Genomic DNA, 16239 nt, shown 5'->3' with positions numbered 1-16239 from the left:
CTGCCGGCGGTCTAGACCCGGCCCATGCGATGCGTCACGCCCGGGCGCACCTGACAGCGCACGCGGATGTTGCGGCCCACCATGTCGAATCCCTTGACCATGTTGAAGCTGGACGCGTGAGTGATCTGCGCCTCGTCCTTGTCCAGCTTCACGCCCATGGCGTCCAGATGCATGGACAATTGATTCACGGCGTCGCGCCGGGCCTGCTCCAGTCCGTAGTTGGATGGAATATTCTCCCGATACGAGAGCGACGGGATGAACATGACGTTGCGTTCGGTATCCGCGAACAGTTCCAGATCCCACGTGGTGCGGGTCAGGGCCGCGCCGATGGCGTTGGCCACCGCATAGTCGCTGGGCACTTCCACCGAAAGCTTGAAACGCTCGAAAAGCGGGCCGCGCATGGATTCGGCAGGGCCGCCCATGAGGTAGATCTTGCGAGGTACGACCTGTTTTCCTTCCAGCAGCTCGTGAATGGTGTACACGGGCTTGGCGTTGATCTCGTCAACCAACGCGCGAGTCTCACGGTGGATGGTCCGGGAGGCGTACTCCACGGCCCGCCCGGCAAGGACTTCGGCGGGCATTGTGTGCGAGGCGGCGTAGTCGCGCAGGGCGTGCCTGGAGGCTTCCACGTCGCCCACTTCGGACTCACCCACCCAGTTGAGGGCGTCGGTCAGCGTCGGGCGTTCTCCGCCGTGGCAGGCACTGGGACCGAGTCGGTTCGGGCCGACGCGCACTTCATCCGCGAGTACCGAGATGGCAGAGTCGCCGCCCATGCCGATGGAGCGCACCTTGAGCGCGCGCACCAGCGTGGGAAGGGAGCCGATGTCGATGCCCTCGCGCTCCACCAGCGGGGCACCGTCGGCAAAAACCGCGATGTCCGTGGTGGTGCCGCCTATGTCGAGGATGACGGAGTCGTGCACGATGTCGCACAGGGCCACGATGCCCATGACGCTGGCGGCAGGGCCGGAAAAAATGGACTGCACGGGCATTCGCCGCGATTCGGCCAATGGCATGGTGCCGCCGTCCGCCTTGAGCACGTTGACGCGCACATGTCCGAGGCCAAGGTCGTCCAGCGAACGCTTCACGGCTTCGGCAAACTCGTTGAACACGCGCCAGACCGCACAGTTGTAATAGGCGGTGGCTACGCGACGGGGAAAATTCAGGGTGCCGCCAAGTTCGTGACCCATGGTCACGAAATCCGCGGCTTCGCAGGGTTCGTCGCCGTCCACGGCGCACAGGGCGTTGCGCATGACCCGCTCGTGCCGGGGGTGGCGTGTGGAAAACTTGCCCACGGCCGCAAACACGCGCACGCCGTCCTTTCGGCAGGCTTCAACGGCTTCGCGGACCTGTCCGCCGCGCAAGGCGCGAACCTCGTTGCCGCGATGGTCCACGTACCCATCGAGGGCATAGAAATGACGGCAGGGCATGAAGAGGTGCGGGTCGATGCCGGGCCCTGCGCTCACCAGCACGCCAACGTCCTCCACCTTGCCTTCCACGATGGCGTTGGTGGAAAGTGTGGTGGACAGGTTGAGGGCGACGGCCCGGGCCGGGTCCACGTCGCGCAGCACTTCCCTGAGCGCCGCGGTGACCGATCCCAGCAGGTCGTCGTGATCGGTGGGCACCTTGCAGGATGCGGCTGTTTCCATGCAGCCGCCCCGCTCCTCCAGCGCCACGGCGTCGGTATGGGTTCCTCCCACGTCTATTCCGAGCAGCATTGCGTTCGTCTCCTGTTGATTGCCAGCGTCGGGACGAACCGTACCACCTGCGCGGGAGCGCGGTCCACAGGCAATACGGCGAACGGTCACCGCTCGTCGGGGAATGGTCAGACTTCGGCGGGAATGCGGATATGGAAGGTAGTCCCTTCGCCTTCGGCGCTTTCAAAGAACAGCTCGCCGCCAAAGGTCTCCACCACGAGGGAATAGGCTATGGCCAACCCTTGCCCGGTGCCTTTGCCCACCTCCTTGGTGGTAAAGAAGGGGTCGAACACGCGGCCGTCCATTTCCTTGGGGATGCCGGTGCCGGTGTCCGTCACGCTCACCTGAACCATTTTTCCGTCACGGCGGGCGGAAATGGTGATGGAGCCGATCTGCTGCGTGCCTGCGTTCTTTTCCGCAATGGCCTGCGCCGCGTTGATGAGCAGGTTGAGTACCACCTGATTGAACTGGCCCGGGACCACGCGCACCGGCGGGAGGTTTTCTTCAAAGTCGAAATTCACTTCCGCCACGTATTTCCATTCGTTTCTAGCGACCATGACGGTATTACGTACGGCCTCCGTCACGTCCAGCGGCACGGGGTTGACTTCATCGGGATGCGAAAAAGCCTTCATACTGCGGACGATACCCGTGATGCGGCCCACGCCTTCAAGGGTTTCCCGAATGGCCTGAGGGACCTCCTCGGCCAGGAACTCGATTCCCGAATCTTCGCAGAGCTTCAGGAAACGGCTTCGAGCCTTGTCGTCCAACGCCGTGGGGTCGGGACAGGCGAGCTCCACCGCCTCGGCGACCCGCTTCATGAACGGATCCAGCTCTTCCTTCAGGAACCGGACGTTGTCGCCAACGAACTGGGCCGGGGTATTGATCTCGTGAGCGATGCCCGCGGCAAGGCTGCCGATGGATTCCAGCTTCAAGGCCTGCAACTGGTCCCGCTCGTGCCGTTTGCGCTCGGAGATGTCGAGCATGACTTCCATGAAAGCGGCCTGCCCCTCGCGACGCACGGAGACCACGGTCTTCATGATGGGAACGCAGGTGCCGTCGGCGCGGGCAATGAGGTATTCGCCCATGAAAATATCCTGTTCCAGCAACGGACACCGTTCGGGACAGTTCTTGTCGCCGCCTTTACAGCACAGAAAGCGGCAGTCCCTGCCCTTGAGCTCTTCGCGGCTCCAGCCAAGCAGCTTCTCGGCCTCTTCGTTGGCGTCGAGAATGCTCAGATTGCGTGGCTCCACGGTGACGATGGCCGCACGGATACCCTTGATTACACGGTCGAGGGCTTCCCGGCTTTCCTGCAGTTCCCGCTGCATCAGAAGCTGCGTGTCCCGCTCCCGCCTGAGCCTGCGGTTCGAAAACGCCATGACCAGCAGCGCCGCCCCAAGAGGCAGAACCAGGACCAGAAGCCAGCGGATGATGCTGCGAAGCGACATGCCGTGTTCATACCTGACGGCCATCCATTCCTGCATCAACGCCTGTCGTTCAAGCGGAGTTATGGAGGCCAGCGCCTTGTCCAGTACCGAGGCAAGGATGCGGTCCTCACGGGCCACGGCCATCCGTTGATCATGATTGCCGAGGGTAATGGGCGCGGCCACCTTGAGAACGTCGAAGCCCCTGTGGTCGATGAGCCATGACGTCACGGTGAGGTTGCCCACAAAGGCATCGGCGCTCCCCCGGGCCACGGATTCAAGTCCCTTTTCGGCATCCGGCACAGGAATCAGATTCAGTCGCGGGTATTGTTCGGCCAACCGTTGATGCACCACGTAACGATTCTGAACGGCAACGGTCATGCCCGCCAGATCGTCCGGGCCGCCCACGTATCCGAAGTCGTCCCGAATGACGATGACCCATGATAAATAAAGGTAAGGACGGGTGAAGCGCAGAAACTCTTCGCGCTCCTCGGTACGCTTGATAGTCGGGATGACGTCGTATTGGGACGTGCCTTTTCGCATCCGGCGCAGCATCTCATCCCACGAATACCCGGCAGGCACGACCTCGAAGCGCAGCCCGGTCTTTTCGGTTATGAGCTTGAGGTACCCGTCGCAGATGCCGCTGCGGGCGGTGTCCTTGAACTGATACGGCGGCCAGTCGCCACCCCAGACCTTCACCGGTCCGGACCGGGCGATCCAGTCCCGCTCTTCGGGCGTGAGCTTTACGTCAGCGGCGAAGGCCGTAGCGGACACACCCGCCACGAGCAGAAAAATGACGGTAAAACAGGCAAAAACGCCGCTACGGGAGAGAAGGCTCAACATACAACCGACATAGCATCGGCAGCGGGAAATCAATATTATATATCGGGCTTTTTGCCGCCGGGACTCTCGCTTTCGGTCTCGCCCCTATCCACGGAAACCCTGAGCGAAGAGTCCTGCTTGAGAAGCACGTCTCGCTGCGGGAAGGGAATCTGGATGCCATGCTCATGAAAAAGATCCCAAATACCCAGCAGGACCGTATGGCGAACACCCCCGATACCCTGATCCGTATCCGCAATCCAGACGCGCAGCTCAAGGTCCACACTGCTGTCGCCGAAACCAACCAACAGGGCGTTTGGAGCCGGATCGGTGACGACCCTCGGGCTCTGCCGCGCGGCCTGAAGCATCAGGTCCAGCGCAAGCCGCACGTCGGATTCATAGCTGATGCCGACCGGCAGGCGCAGACGGACCTGATTGTCGGAAAAGGTCCAGTTGATGACCTGATTGGTGATCAGGTGCTCGTTGGGAATGAGATATTCCTTGCCGTCGCGCGTGAGCACCGAGGCGTAGCGGGCGTGCAGGGAGCGGATAAAGCCGTAGGCGCCCTGCACTTCAATGGTGTCGCCCGGCTTGATGGAGCGGTCCAGCAGCAGAATGACGCCGGAAACGAGGTTGGAAAAGATTTTCTGCAACCCGAAGCCGATGCCAACGCCCACTGCGCCGGAGAAGACCGCAAGGCTGGTCATGCTGATGCCCATACTGCTGATGACCACCAGCCCCACTCCGGCATACAGGCCTATGCGCAACGCCTTGCCGAACAGCACTTGCAGCGATGGCGAAAGCGTGGAGCCTGATATCTGCTGCTCCATGATGCGCGAAGTCACCGAGGCCGCCTGCAACAGAAGCACGCCCAGCAGCACTCCCTTGAGCAGCACCAGCGCAGAGAGCCGGGTTTCCCCGAAGCTCAGGCCCAGCCCGTCAAGAAATGCGGCAGCCGGTTCAAGCAGGCCGAGGATGTGCAGCGCGGCCACACCCCACGCGGCATATGCCAGCGCACGCCCCCAGAAGCGGCTCGCGATGACGCTGCGAAGCAACTGGGCCGCCAACCACGCGGCGGAAAGGTTGGTGAACACCCCAACCAGCATGGCAGGCCGGTCGAACATGCCAAGACTTTCCTGACACAACCGGCACAACAGCATGAACGGCAGCAGCCAGCCGGAACGGGCAAAGGTCCGCACGATCTTCGCCAGCCATTCGCCGTGCACGGTTTCGGCCTTGGCGAACAGCCGCCTGCGGGCAGGCTTCCACACAACCAGCGCCAGCGCGAGGCTTGTGGCCACAAGGCCGGCCTGAAGCGCGGCCTCCCAGTCGAGCACCCGGTCCGCGATTTCAGCGGTCGCGGCCTTTGCCTTTTCCAAGAGCTGGCTGGCGGAATACTGCATGTTCCCTACCTACCCTCAGCGCAGTGCCAAATCAATGATAACACCCGCGAAAAGCAGGACGGAGATGATGCCGTTGACGGTGAAGAAGGCCACGTTGACGCGGCTCATGTCCTCGGCGGAGATGAGGCGATGTTCCCACATGAGAAAGAGTCCGGCGCCCAGCGCGGCGAGGAAGTAGACAAATCCGGCCCCGGCGGCCCAGCCAGCCAGCACGAAAAACGCTGCCGTGGCGAAATGGCTTACCGAGGAGATGCCCAAAGCGGCGCGCAGGCCGAGCTTGGCGGGAATGGAGTTGAGCCCCTCCTCCCGGTCGAACTCCCGGTCCTGACAGGCGTAGAGCAGGTCGAACCCCGCCACCCAGAACAGCACGCCGAAGAACAGCAAGGCGGACGTCAGGGAAACTTCTGCCGTAACGGTGAGCCCGCCCGCCACCGGAGCGAGCCCCAGTACGGAACCGAGCACGAAATGGCACCAGTGGGTGAAACGCTTGCAGTAGGAATAGAACGCCGACCAGATCAGGGCCAGCGGGGACAGGGCGAAGCAGACCCAGTTCAACCCGGCGCAGGCCAGCACGAAGATGGTGGCGCAGGCCACGATGAACTGCATGGTGAAGCGGGGTGTCAGCTCGCCGCTGACCAGCGGCCGGTCCTGTGTGCGCGGGTTCTTCGCGTCTATCTCCACGTCCGCAAGCCGGTTGTAGGCCATGGCAAAGGAGCGGACCGCGACCATGGCCACGGTCAGAAAGATCATGATCCGCCAGCCCGGCCAACCGCCGGCGGCGAAGAACGCCCCGGCATAGGCAAAGGGAAGGGCGAAGACCGAATGCTCGATCTTGATCATGCGACAGACTTTTCCGATATTTTTCAAAATCTTGCTCATTTTCAACTCCGGTACGGTTAGTAGCGGCTGACGAGATACGCGCCCGCAAAGAGCAGCACCGCGCCCACGATTCGGGGCGGGCTGACCACGCGGGTGTCGAACCCGAAAACTCCCAGGTGATCAAGCGCCAGCGAAGTTATCAGCTGGGCCGCGATGATCCAGACCATGGCTCCGGCCGCGCCGATCTTGGAGGCCACGAGAATGCTCGCAGCAACGAAGACCGCGCCGAGCAGCCCGCCGAACCACATCCAGCCGGGGCCCGAGGAAGCGGCCCTGACCAGCGGCATGGGCGTGCCCGTGAGCACCACGTAGCCCGCAAGCGCCGCCGTGCCCACCACAAAGGACACAAGGGCCGCGGGGACAGGGTCTCCCAGAGCCGCGCGAAGGGTGTTGTTCACCCCGACCTGAACGGTGGCGCACGCGCCCGCCGCAAACGCTATGGCGATGAATATCCATTTCATGGACGCAGAGACTACTCCGGTTTGCGCCTTTGGTAAACGCCTTGCGGATACGGTTTTCTCAACAAAAGCTCCCCGCAACCGTAACGCCGCCGCAACTACAATCATTTTCAGGAAGCGTAGACAAGGACAGTCATAACACCAGAACCCAACGGGAGGTCCGTCATGAACGAAGCAGACAAAAGGATGATCCGAGCCCGCCTGACCGAAGCGCTCGAAAACCTGACCAGTCTCCACAGCGAAGATGCGCCCCTTTCTCTGGAAAACTTTGCGGACGACGCGGACTATGCGTCCCAGCTGACCGCCCACACCATGACTCTGGCCCTGAAAGAGCGCGATATCGAAAAGATCCGCCGCATCGAAAAAGCGCTTGAACGCATCGACTCCCCCGATTTCGGCCTCTGCCGCGAATGCGACGCGCCCATCGGCAAGGCACGCCTCACGGCCCGTCCCGACGCTCGCCTCTGCGTCACCTGCCAGCACGAAAGGGAATCCGGACTGCCCGCATGCGCCTAACAACGTCCGAAACGGAGGAATCCCCCATGGGCGACACGATCAGCAGGATAGACCTGCACGTTCACTCGCGCCACTCCAAACGCCCCTCGCAGTGGATTCTGCAAAAGATCGGCTGTCCGGAGAGCTTCACCGACCCCAAGCTCATCCATGAGACAGCCCTGAAACGCGGCATGGATCTCGTCACCATCACCGACCACAACACCATCGACGGCGCACTCGAAATAGCCCACCTGCCCGGCACCTTCATCAGCGAAGAGATTACCACCTACTTCCCCGAAGACCGCTGCAAACTCCACGTGCTCGCCTGGGACATCACCGAAGCACAGCACGAAGACATACAGAAAGCGCGCGAAAACGTCTTCGATCTCGTGCCTTATCTCCATGAACAGGGCATTGTCCACGCGCTGGCCCACCCGCTCTTCGCCGTGAACGACCGCATGACGCTGGAACACCTCGAACAGGCCCTGCTGATGTTCGGCACCGTGGAGGCCAACGGATCGCGCGACGCTCGTCAGAATGAATCGCTCTCCGCCATCCTCGACTCCCTCACCCCCAGACACATGGAACGCCTAGCCGACATTCACGACATTGAACCCATGGGTGAGCGGCCGTGGGAAAAGATCATGGTCGGCGGCTCGGACGACCACAGCTCCATCAACATCGCCCGCATGCATACCCGCTTCACCGGCGAACCGAACAAGCAGGCCCTGCTGGACGCCATTTGCGCCGGACGTTGCGAGGCTGCCGGAGAAGCGGCTACACCGCGAACCATGGCCCACAATCTCTACGGGATCGCCTACCAGTTTTACACACGCCGGGCCGCCATGTCCGACGCCGCCAAGCAGCACGTGGTCATACGCTTTGCGGAAAACGGTCTGAATCCGGCACGCAGCAGCGAGCCTACCGGCATCCTTCACCGCCTGCGCTGCTTTATGGGACGCGGACGCGCCGCCCTGCACTCCCTCGCCCCCGGCAAGGACTCCGTGCAGGACTCCCTGCTCAAGAACGCCGCCCAGATCATCACCGCCGATCCGGACCTCATGAAGGTGGCCCGGGGATGCGCGGGCGAACCCCGGACACTGGAAAACGAAGTGGCCCGTTTCATCTCCGGCTCCGCCAACCGGGTGCTGCGCAACTTCGCGGACAAGGTCCTCGACAGCGCCATGGGCGCAAACCTCTTCGACATCTTTCACACCATCGGCTCCGCAGGTTCACTCTACGCCCTGCTGGCTCCGTATTTCGTCGGCTACGACCTGTTCAGCCGCGAACGCGGCTTCTGCAATCAGGCACTGAAACGCTTCGGCGTGCGGCAGGATCTCCAGCGCCCCCTGAGGATCGCCCACTTCACCGACACCTTCGACGAGGTCAACGGCGTTGCGGGCACCATCCGAAGCCAGCTGGAACTCGTCTCCCGTCACGGCAAGCGCATGACCGTGGTCACCAGCGGCTCCCACAAATCCGGTCCCGGACTCGCCAACTTCGACCCCGTAGGCGAATTCCAGATTCCCGAATACCCCGAACTGACCCTGCGCTACCCGCCGGTGCTCGAAATGCTTGAATACTGCTTTGAACGCGAATTCGACTGCATCCTCGCCGCCACCCCCGGCCCCGTGGGACTGGCCGGGCTGGCCGTATCAAAAATCTTGAAAATCCCCTTCCACGGCACCTATCACACAGCATTTCCGCAGTACGTGCGCGCCTTCACCGAAGACACCGCCATGGAAGACGGCTGCTGGCGCTTCATGACCTGGTTCTACAACCAGATGCAGGTCATCTACGCACCCTCGGAAGCCACCAAGCAGGAACTGGTGGAGCGAGGCATCGATCCCGGCAAGATCACTACCTACCCCAGAGGCGTGGACGTGGAGCGGTTCCACCCCTCCAAACGAAACGGCTTCTTCACCCAGTACAGGCTCGAAGGGACAAAACTGCTCTACGTGGGCCGCGTCTCGCGCGAAAAAGGCCTCGACACCCTCGCCGAAGCCTTCCGCAGACTCTCCAAAATGCGCCCCGGCCTGTCGTTGGCCGTGGTAGGCGAAGGACCATACCTTGACGAAATGAAACGCACCCTGCGCGGCACCCCTGCCGTGTTCACGGGAGCCCTGCACGGCGAGGCCCTCTCACAGGCATACGCCAGCTCGGACATCTTCGTGTTCCCTTCCGCCACCGACACCTTCGGCAACGTGGTACTGGAAGCGCAGGCCTCGGGACTGCCCTGCATCGTCACCGATCAGGGCGGCCCGTGCGAGAACATCGACCCGGACGAAACAGGTCTGGTCATCCCCGCAGCCGACCCGGATGCCCTCATTCGCGCCGTGCTGCACCTCGTAGACGCCCCGGAACGCCTCGCCTACATGCGGCGCAAGGCCCGTGGCAGCATGGAGGAACGCACCTTCGACCAGACCTTTCTGAAAACATGGGAACTCTTCGGCGCACGCATCCGCGACGCCGCCTGATAAAAAGCATCCCCACGGAGCAGCTTCGACAGCAGCCCCGAAAAGGAACGCCCCGCCGAACCCAAAGGCTCGACGGGGCGTTTCGCCTGCAGAAAACCGCTAATCCATGTCCGCAAAACGAACCGCCCTCGATCCGGAACGAACCAAGGCAGCCAGCAGTGCATCCAGAAACTCGAACGCGGCCCCGTTCATGCGCTGGTGATGCAACATCACCCCGCAATGCCCGGACTCCAGCGCCTCGACCAGCTCTGCGAACAACGCTCTGCGCGACTGCGCCGAATCGCTCTCGTTGCGCGTATGTAGGTCCACATTCACGAAATGGTCGGGCAGTCCCTGCGGCAGCGGAACTTTGCGCTCCTCGCCCTCAGAACGCGAAACGCACAGATACTCCAATTCGCGAAGCAAAGCGGCCGTCACTGCGTCGAATCGATTCCAGGGCGGAGTAAACCGCCGCTCAAAACGGCTTCCGAGCACTCCTGACAGTTTCTCAGCCCCCCGAACCAAATCCTTTCGCTTATCCGCCTCCGTTCGATCCGCCCCGAACTCTCCTTTCTTGCCCGAGACCTGATGGCTCACATGCCGCCATCCATGCTGATGGAACCGGAACAGCTCCGTTTCCGGACACAGCCGCATCAGCCCCAAAGCGCGGTCCTTACGCAACCACGCGGGCGTCACCGCCATCTCCAAAGGCACTTCATGTGTCCTGAATATCTCCACCATACGCCTGAAGCCAGCCGACGGAACGGCCACGTCGTCAGCACGAAAAAAAATCCGAACACCTGAAGCCGCTCGCTCAAACGCAGCATCCAGAGCAGCCGCCATGTCCGGAAACGGCTCGGACCATATCGGAGATACGCCCGGTCTGATGATCATATATTATTTCCCTCCGGGGGCTTAAGAACCTTTTTGGCAAAAGGTTCTTAAGAATCTCCAAAATCTTTTGGTTTGCCAAGCCGAATCTGGGGCGCTCGGATCGCTGAAGCTCTTAGACGTCTTGGCGGGGTGGCTGACGGCGATTTATGGCTATGGCGAGCGTAGGCTCCAGAGAGTTCAAAGCTGTTAGGTCAAGACCCATAGAATCCCAAATCCCCGTCAGCGGGGTGGCAGCCGGGACGCGGATTATGCGGCCGCATGAACCCGGCAGCTGCAACTCCGCTGACAACTCAGGGATTCCAAAGGGGGCCCGCCCCTTTGGTCCCCCTGAAAGGGTCCGCCTGAAGGGCCCGCCGGGGGCATTGCTGTTTCGCACCAGTTGCAGGTTTCGGCCTGTTGGCCGACCTTCTTTTTTGCTGGCGCAGAAAAAAGAAGGCAAAAACTGCGCTGCTTGAGGTGAGCCGCCGCTCTCGGCGAGTGGCTCTATGACGCGGTCACTGCTCCGCGCGAAACGTTTGTGGCTACAAACACCACCCGGACCTGCGTGACCGGTCAAAAGAGCCTCTATGCCTCGATCGGCATTGCTGCGGTACTTGGTTGGCGGGAGTGGATTGTTTGTTGGGAGTTCCGAAGGGAAATGTCTGAACTGGGAAAACTCTGTTTAGCTGAACTCTGCTAACGAAGCTCGTCAGCCGAGACGCACAGCCCTCAAATCCCCGTCAGCGGGGTGGCAGCTCGGACGCGAGTTGTGCGGCCGCATGAACCCGGCAGCTGCAACCCCGCTGACAACCCAGGGATTCCAAAGGGGGCCCGCCCCTTTGGTCCGCCTGAAAGGCCCGCCGGAGGCAAAAAGCGCCCCAGCCCGCCGGAGGCACCACTTTACTATCCAATTGACGTGAAATAATAACATTCATGGGCTGTTCGGTGTTTGTATAGTGAGGCGTTTTCGTTTACATTCCCTGCATCGTAATCAAAACAGCCTTTAATCATTCAAGAATAAGGAGTCTTCCATGAGCATTATTTCCGGAGTCTGGGCAAGGGAAATTCTCGACAGTCGAGGTAATCCCACGGTTGAAGTGGAGGTCGTGCTGGAGTCTGGTGCGCGTGGCCGTGCTGCGGTTCCGTCCGGTGCATCCACGGGCACCCGCGAGGCGCTGGAACTTCGTGACAAGGAAGACCGTTACGGCGGCAAGGGTGTGCAGACTGCCGTGGAGAACGTGCGTGGCGAGATTGCCGAGCGCATCATGGGCATGGACGCGCTGCGTCAGGTGACGGTGGACAATGCGCTGCTGGATCTGGACGGCACCGAGAACAAGGAGCGTCTGGGCGCGAATGCGCTGCTGGGCGTTTCCATGGCTGTTGCCCGTGCTGCGGCGAATCTGCTGGGTCTGCCGCTGTATCAGTATCTGGGTGGTGTCAACGCCAAGTTGCTTCCGGTTCCCTTGATGAACATCATCAATGGCGGTGAGCATGCGCCGAACAACCTGGACATTCAGGAATTCATGATCATGCCGCTGGGAGCCGAAACCTTTGCCGAGGCGCTTCGCATGGGTGCCGAGACCTTCCATGCGCTGAAGAAGCTGCTGGCGAACGACGGTCATGTCACCAGCGTGGGCGACGAGGGCGGTTTCGCGCCGAACCTCAAGTCCCATGAGGAAGCCTTCCAGTACATCATGAAGGCCATTGAAGCAGCCGGATACGAGCCGGGTGCGGACATCGCGCTGGCCATCGACGCGGCGGCGAGCGAGTTCTACAAGAACGGCAAGTATGTCTTTACCGGTGAAGGGCGCGACTTTGATGCGGCCGGACTGGTGGATTACTACGCCGAGCTGTGCGACAAGTTCCCCCTCGTTTCCATTGAGGACGGACTGGCCGAGGCAGACTGGGAGGGCTGGGAGCTGATGACCGAGAAGCTCGGCGAGAGCATCCAGATTGTTGGTGACGACGTCTTCGTGACCAATCCTGAGATTCTGGCCGAAGGCATCGTGCGCGGCTGCGGCAACTCCATCCTGATCAAGCTGAACCAGATCGGCACCGTGACGGAGACGCTCGACACCATTGAGCTTGCCAAGACCGCGAGCTACACCAACGTGGTTTCCCACCGTTCCGGCGAGACCGAAGACCATTTCATTTCGGACCTCGCGGTGGCGGTGAACGCGGGCCAGATCAAGACCGGTTCCCTCTGCCGTTCCGACAGACTCGCCAAATACAATCAGCTCATCCGCATCGAGGAAGAGCTGGGAGAGGACGGCGTCTACTTCGGCCCCATCCTTGGCGAAAGCTGGTTCGAAGAAGACTAGCAAACGCCGTTTTGCGACATTCAAAGGCCGTCCCGTCGGGGCGGCCTTTTTCTTTGAATGATATCAGATTCGACCTGTTCTGAGGCTGGCGACCGTGGCGAGTGCGAGAACGAATACGGGGACAGCCAGCGTCGCCATGGGGAGCGGAAATTCTGTGCCGATCATGAGCATGGCGCTAAAGGAGTATATGCCGGCAATCAGTGCTGAGGCCCAAAGCATCAACCGTGCAAAGCGAACACGCAAAAGAGAAAAAACGCCCGCGAGCGTAAAGAGCATCCCGGCGGCCAGCGCCGCTGAATGAACGGGAACATGAAGCGATTCAGCCAGCTTCAGCCCACTGTTGACGGCCAGAGCCAGCCCGAAGACGACCCACGTGTATTCAAGAGCCCTGCGCATCATGTCCTTCCGATTTTGAATTTGGATAGCACTGGTGTTCGGGAAGAACAAGATAATGGAATGTCCATGGGTGGCATTTAATAAGTGCAATGAAAGCCGGGAAATGCCAAAGTTGCTCCAAGGATGAATTGGCTGACGCAGCATGAAACAAGGGAGAGGGTATGAAAAAAGCAATTGCATTGTTGGTCTGTATGGTTGCCTTTACCGCAACAAGCGCCTTTGCGGCCGAGTCCATCGTCGGAACATGGGACGTGCAGCAGATCGAAATGTATCTTGACGGCAAGAAAGTCGAAAACCCCAAGGCCGTTGACGGGTACATCGAAATCACATCACAGGACGGCCCGCTTTTTTCCGGCACCAAACACTGGATTCGTGGAGGGAAGAAGTATTCCGAAGCACTTAGCGGCAGCATCACTGATGACAATGAAATCATCATGCAGGAACACGTGGACGGAGAAGCCGAAGGGAGCCTGCTGCCCGGCGACATGATGGTGCTCTTCTACACCGAAGGGCCGCCCAAGCCGCGCGTTCACAAAACGATCCTGAAACGCCGCTAATCCCCGCACAGCTTGACGAACAGGGCCGCTTCATGCGAAGCGGCCTTTTCTTCATCCGTTCTTTTTTACAGTCATCCAATCAGGGGATTTGAGACATGATTCTGCTCGACGGCAAAGAGACCGCGAAAACCATCCGCGGCGAACTCAAGGCAGAGGTTGAGGCGCTCGCGCCCAAACACGGACGCGCACCCGGACTGGCGGTTATCCTCGTGGGCGAAGACCCGGCATCGCAGGTATACGTCCGCAACAAGGAACGCGCCTGCGCCGAGGCCGGCATCATTTCCGTGCCGCACAAACTGCCCGCGGATACCTCCCAGCAGGAACTCGAAAAACTCATCAGCGACCTCAACACCGACGAAACCGTTGACGGCATCCTGCTGCAACTGCCCCTGCCCAAAGGGCTCGACAGCCAACGCTGCCTCGAACTCATCGACCCTGAAAAAGACGTGGACGGCTTTCACCCCGTCAACGTCGGGAAACTCACCCTCGGCCTGCCCGGCTTCCGCTCCTGCACCCCCGCAGGCGTCATGAACCTGCTCGAACGCTACGACATCGACCCCTCCGGCAAGAAATGCGTCATCATCGGACGCTCCAATATCGTCGGCAAGCCGCAGGCACTCATGATGCTCGCCAAGAACGCCACCCCGGTGATCACACACTCCCGCACCAAAGATCTCAAAGCCGAATGCCGCGATGCCGACATCCTCGTCGCCGCCCTCGGAAGACCCGGCTTTGTCACCGAAGACATGGTCAAGGAAGGCGCCATCGTCATCGACGTAGGCATCAACCGCACCGAAGACGGCCTCAAAGGCGACTGCGACTTCGATGCCGTCAAAGACAAAGTGCACGCCATCACCCCTGTGCCCGGCGGCGTAGGACCCATGACCATCGCACAACTGCTGGTCAACACCGTCCAAGCCTTCAAACAACACGTGAACGCATAAGGTTGGGTGCCTCCGGCGGGCTGGAGCGCTTTTTGCCTCCGGCGGGCCCTTCAGGCGGACCAAAGGGGCGGGCCCCCTTTGGAATCCCTGGGTTGTCAGCGGGGTTGCAGCTGCCGGGTTCATGCGGCCGCACAATTCGCGTCCCAGCTGCCACCCCGCTGACGGGGATTTAGGGGCTGTGCGTCTTGGCTGACGAGCTTCGTTAGCAGAGTTCAGCCAAACAGAGCTTTCCCAGTTCAGACATTTCCCTTCGGAACTCCCAACTAACAATCCACTCCCGCCAACCAAGTACCGCAGCAATGCCGATCGAGGCATAGAGGCTCTTTTGACCGGTCACGCAGATCCGGGTGGTGTTTGTAGCCACAAACGTTTCGCCCGGAGCAGTGACCGCGTCATAGAGTCACTCGCCGAGAGCGGCGGCTCGCCTCAAGTAGCGCAGTTTTTGCCTTCTTTTTTCTGCGCCAGCAAAAAAGAAGGTCGGCCGACAGGCCGAAACCTGCAACTGGTACAAGTAGGTACGCATGCGGCGGACCTTTCAGGAGGATTGAAGGTGGGGCTGTGGCCATCGAAAAACATGGCCGAGAGGTTGGTTGCTGCTAATCTTTCCAGACGTCCTTTACAGCCTGAACCAGTGCGGTAACGGCCGGGTCGTCCTGTCTGTTTTTCAGATAGGTAAAGAGGATGTTGGTGGTGAAGTCGCGGTCTTCAAGGCAGAGGATGACTTTTCCGGCCTTGACGGCGGACTGGGCTTCGTCTTCGCGCATGATGGAGAGGCCTTTGCCAGCGGCGACGAGCTGGCGGATGATGTCCTCGGAATCGACTTCAATGCGGTTGGCGGGATCCGTATGAAAGAGATCCGCGTTTTCGGCAAGGATGTTGCGGAACGGGCAATGCGTGGCGGGCCAGACCCACGGGAGTTCGAGCAGCTTTTCTGCGGGTTGACCCTCGACGCGGTCTTTCCAGTGGGCGGGAGCAACAATCTGAAGGCGGGATTTCGCCAACGTCTCGGTGGCAAGGTCGTTGACCGGCAGGCCGTAGAAGACAAATCCGGCGTCGAGCCTTCTGGCGCGGACTTCCCGCAGAATGCCCTCCGTGGAGCTTTGCACGAGATGGAGCTTCAACTCCGGATACCGCTCCGCGAGCAGTTCAAGCAGTTCGGTTATGCGCAGAAACTCGGAATCGGTGTTGAGGCCAACCCTCAGTTCTCCGGAGACCTCCCCGGAAAGCTGCTTGGCTTCGGCCAGCATGATGTCCGTCTGGTGCAATATGTGATCTGCACGCTTGCGCAGGACCTTTCCCGCCTCGGTGAGGACCATGCCGCGCGGGGTGCGCTTGAACAGGGCTAGGCCGAGCTCGTCCTCAAGGGCCTTGATGTGCGCGCTGACTGCGGGCTGGCTGGCGTAAAGACGCGATGCCGCCTTGGTCAGGCTGCCCTCTTCGGCCACGGTGACGAACGTCCTGAGCTGATACAGTTCCATATTTTCCCAAATAGCATTTTTTAGGCATCAGTTTTTCTGAAACCG

General features: G+C 60.7%; 13 protein-coding genes. 5 read left to right on the top strand and 8 right to left on the bottom strand.

What is annotated here, in order from left to right; translation table 11 throughout:
• Positions 1 to 11: 11 nt before the first annotated feature.
• The 5 genes from B149_RS0106575 to B149_RS0106555 form a co-directional block, all read right to left on the bottom strand.
• Positions 12 to 1715: a hydantoinase/oxoprolinase family protein gene (locus tag B149_RS0106575; protein ID WP_018124388.1), complete on the bottom strand. Its 1704-nt coding sequence runs from the start codon at positions 1713 to 1715 to the stop codon at positions 12 to 14.
• A gap of 107 nt (positions 1716 to 1822) precedes the next feature.
• On the bottom strand, positions 1823 to 3958 hold the full coding sequence (locus tag B149_RS17875; RefSeq protein WP_018124387.1) for an ATP-binding protein: 2136 nt from the start codon (positions 3956 to 3958) through the stop codon (positions 1823 to 1825).
• Between the two features lie 35 nt (positions 3959 to 3993).
• A complete protein-coding gene (locus tag B149_RS0106565) occupies positions 3994 to 5337 on the bottom strand; it encodes a mechanosensitive ion channel family protein (protein WP_018124386.1) in 1344 nt (447 codons plus the stop codon).
• Positions 5338 to 5352: 15 nt separating this feature from the next.
• Positions 5353 to 6216: a UbiA-like polyprenyltransferase gene (locus B149_RS0106560; protein WP_018124385.1), complete on the bottom strand. Its 864-nt coding sequence runs from the start codon at positions 6214 to 6216 to the stop codon at positions 5353 to 5355.
• 17 nt (positions 6217 to 6233) lie between these two features.
• Positions 6234 to 6677 carry a DMT family transporter gene (locus B149_RS0106555; RefSeq protein ID WP_018124384.1) on the bottom strand — a complete coding sequence of 148 codons (444 nt, stop codon included), beginning with the start codon at positions 6675 to 6677 and terminating at the stop codon, positions 6234 to 6236.
• Between the two features lie 162 nt (positions 6678 to 6839).
• Between B149_RS0106555 and B149_RS0106550 the strand changes: the two genes are divergently transcribed.
• Together B149_RS0106550 and B149_RS0106545 are read left to right on the top strand one after the other, a co-directional pair.
• Entirely contained in the window at positions 6840 to 7190 is a 351-nt protein-coding gene (locus tag B149_RS0106550) for a TraR/DksA family transcriptional regulator (RefSeq protein ID WP_018124383.1), read from the top strand.
• Between the two features lie 26 nt (positions 7191 to 7216).
• Positions 7217 to 9646, top strand: a complete 2430-nt coding sequence (locus B149_RS0106545; protein ID WP_018124382.1) for a glycosyltransferase — start codon at positions 7217 to 7219, stop codon at positions 9644 to 9646.
• Between the two features lie 99 nt (positions 9647 to 9745).
• Here the strand turns inward: B149_RS0106545 and B149_RS0106540 are convergent, their stop codons facing one another.
• Positions 9746 to 10519, bottom strand: a complete 774-nt coding sequence (locus B149_RS0106540; protein ID WP_018124381.1) for a polysaccharide deacetylase family protein — start codon at positions 10517 to 10519, stop codon at positions 9746 to 9748.
• 1010 nt (positions 10520 to 11529) lie between these two features.
• On the opposite strand from B149_RS0106540, the gene eno reads away from it, so the two are divergent.
• Positions 11530 to 12819, top strand: a complete 1290-nt coding sequence (eno, locus tag B149_RS0106535; RefSeq protein ID WP_018124380.1) for a phosphopyruvate hydratase — start codon at positions 11530 to 11532, stop codon at positions 12817 to 12819.
• 63 nt (positions 12820 to 12882) lie between these two features.
• On the opposite strand, the gene B149_RS0106530 is transcribed toward eno, so the two are convergent.
• Complete coding sequence (locus B149_RS0106530; protein ID WP_156816770.1) at positions 12883 to 13395, bottom strand: hypothetical protein; 513 nt, start codon at positions 13393 to 13395, stop codon at positions 12883 to 12885.
• Between B149_RS0106530 and B149_RS0106525 the strand changes: the two genes are divergently transcribed.
• Positions 13377 to 13772, top strand: a complete 396-nt coding sequence (locus B149_RS0106525; RefSeq protein ID WP_018124378.1) for a hypothetical protein — start codon at positions 13377 to 13379, stop codon at positions 13770 to 13772. The two genes, B149_RS0106530 and B149_RS0106525, sit on opposite strands and share 19 nt — an antisense overlap.
• A 95-nt stretch (positions 13773 to 13867) precedes the next feature.
• Complete coding sequence (gene folD / locus B149_RS0106520) at positions 13868 to 14716, top strand: bifunctional methylenetetrahydrofolate dehydrogenase/methenyltetrahydrofolate cyclohydrolase FolD (RefSeq protein ID WP_018124377.1); 849 nt, start codon at positions 13868 to 13870, stop codon at positions 14714 to 14716.
• Positions 14717 to 15312: 596 nt separating this feature from the next.
• On the opposite strand, the gene B149_RS0106515 is transcribed toward folD, so the two are convergent.
• A complete protein-coding gene (locus tag B149_RS0106515; protein ID WP_018124376.1) occupies positions 15313 to 16194 on the bottom strand; it encodes a LysR family transcriptional regulator in 882 nt (293 codons plus the stop codon).
• Positions 16195 to 16239: the final 45 nt, after the last annotated feature.

Origin of the sequence: Desulfovibrio oxyclinae DSM 11498, from assembly GCF_000375485.1 — a bacterium.
Lineage (GTDB): Bacteria > Desulfobacterota > Desulfovibrionia > Desulfovibrionales > Desulfovibrionaceae > Pseudodesulfovibrio > Pseudodesulfovibrio oxyclinae.
The sequence above is the reverse complement of the archived record's forward strand: the minus strand, read 5'-3'. Positions and strand labels throughout refer to the sequence as shown.

Coding starts and splice junctions, on each gene's coding strand:
- B149_RS0106575 (WP_018124388.1), bottom strand. CDS start 1,715: ATGCTGCTCGGAATAGACGTGGGAGGAACCCATACCGACGCCGTGGCG.
- B149_RS17875 (WP_018124387.1), bottom strand. CDS start 3,958: ATGTTGAGCCTTCTCTCCCGTAGCGGCGTTTTTGCCTGTTTTACCGTC.
- B149_RS0106565 (WP_018124386.1), bottom strand. CDS start 5,337: ATGCAGTATTCCGCCAGCCAGCTCTTGGAAAAGGCAAAGGCCGCGACC.
- B149_RS0106560 (WP_018124385.1), bottom strand. CDS start 6,216: ATGAGCAAGATTTTGAAAAATATCGGAAAAGTCTGTCGCATGATCAAG.
- B149_RS0106555 (WP_018124384.1), bottom strand. CDS start 6,677: ATGAAATGGATATTCATCGCCATAGCGTTTGCGGCGGGCGCGTGCGCC.
- B149_RS0106550 (WP_018124383.1), top strand. CDS start 6,840: ATGAACGAAGCAGACAAAAGGATGATCCGAGCCCGCCTGACCGAAGCG.
- B149_RS0106545 (WP_018124382.1), top strand. CDS start 7,217: ATGGGCGACACGATCAGCAGGATAGACCTGCACGTTCACTCGCGCCAC.
- B149_RS0106540 (WP_018124381.1), bottom strand. CDS start 10,519: ATGATCATCAGACCGGGCGTATCTCCGATATGGTCCGAGCCGTTTCCG.
- eno (WP_018124380.1), top strand. CDS start 11,530: ATGAGCATTATTTCCGGAGTCTGGGCAAGGGAAATTCTCGACAGTCGA.
- B149_RS0106525 (WP_018124378.1), top strand. CDS start 13,377: ATGAAAAAAGCAATTGCATTGTTGGTCTGTATGGTTGCCTTTACCGCA.
- B149_RS0106530 (WP_156816770.1), bottom strand. CDS start 13,395: ATGCAATTGCTTTTTTCATACCCTCTCCCTTGTTTCATGCTGCGTCAG.
- folD (WP_018124377.1), top strand. CDS start 13,868: ATGATTCTGCTCGACGGCAAAGAGACCGCGAAAACCATCCGCGGCGAA.
- B149_RS0106515 (WP_018124376.1), bottom strand. CDS start 16,194: ATGGAACTGTATCAGCTCAGGACGTTCGTCACCGTGGCCGAAGAGGGC.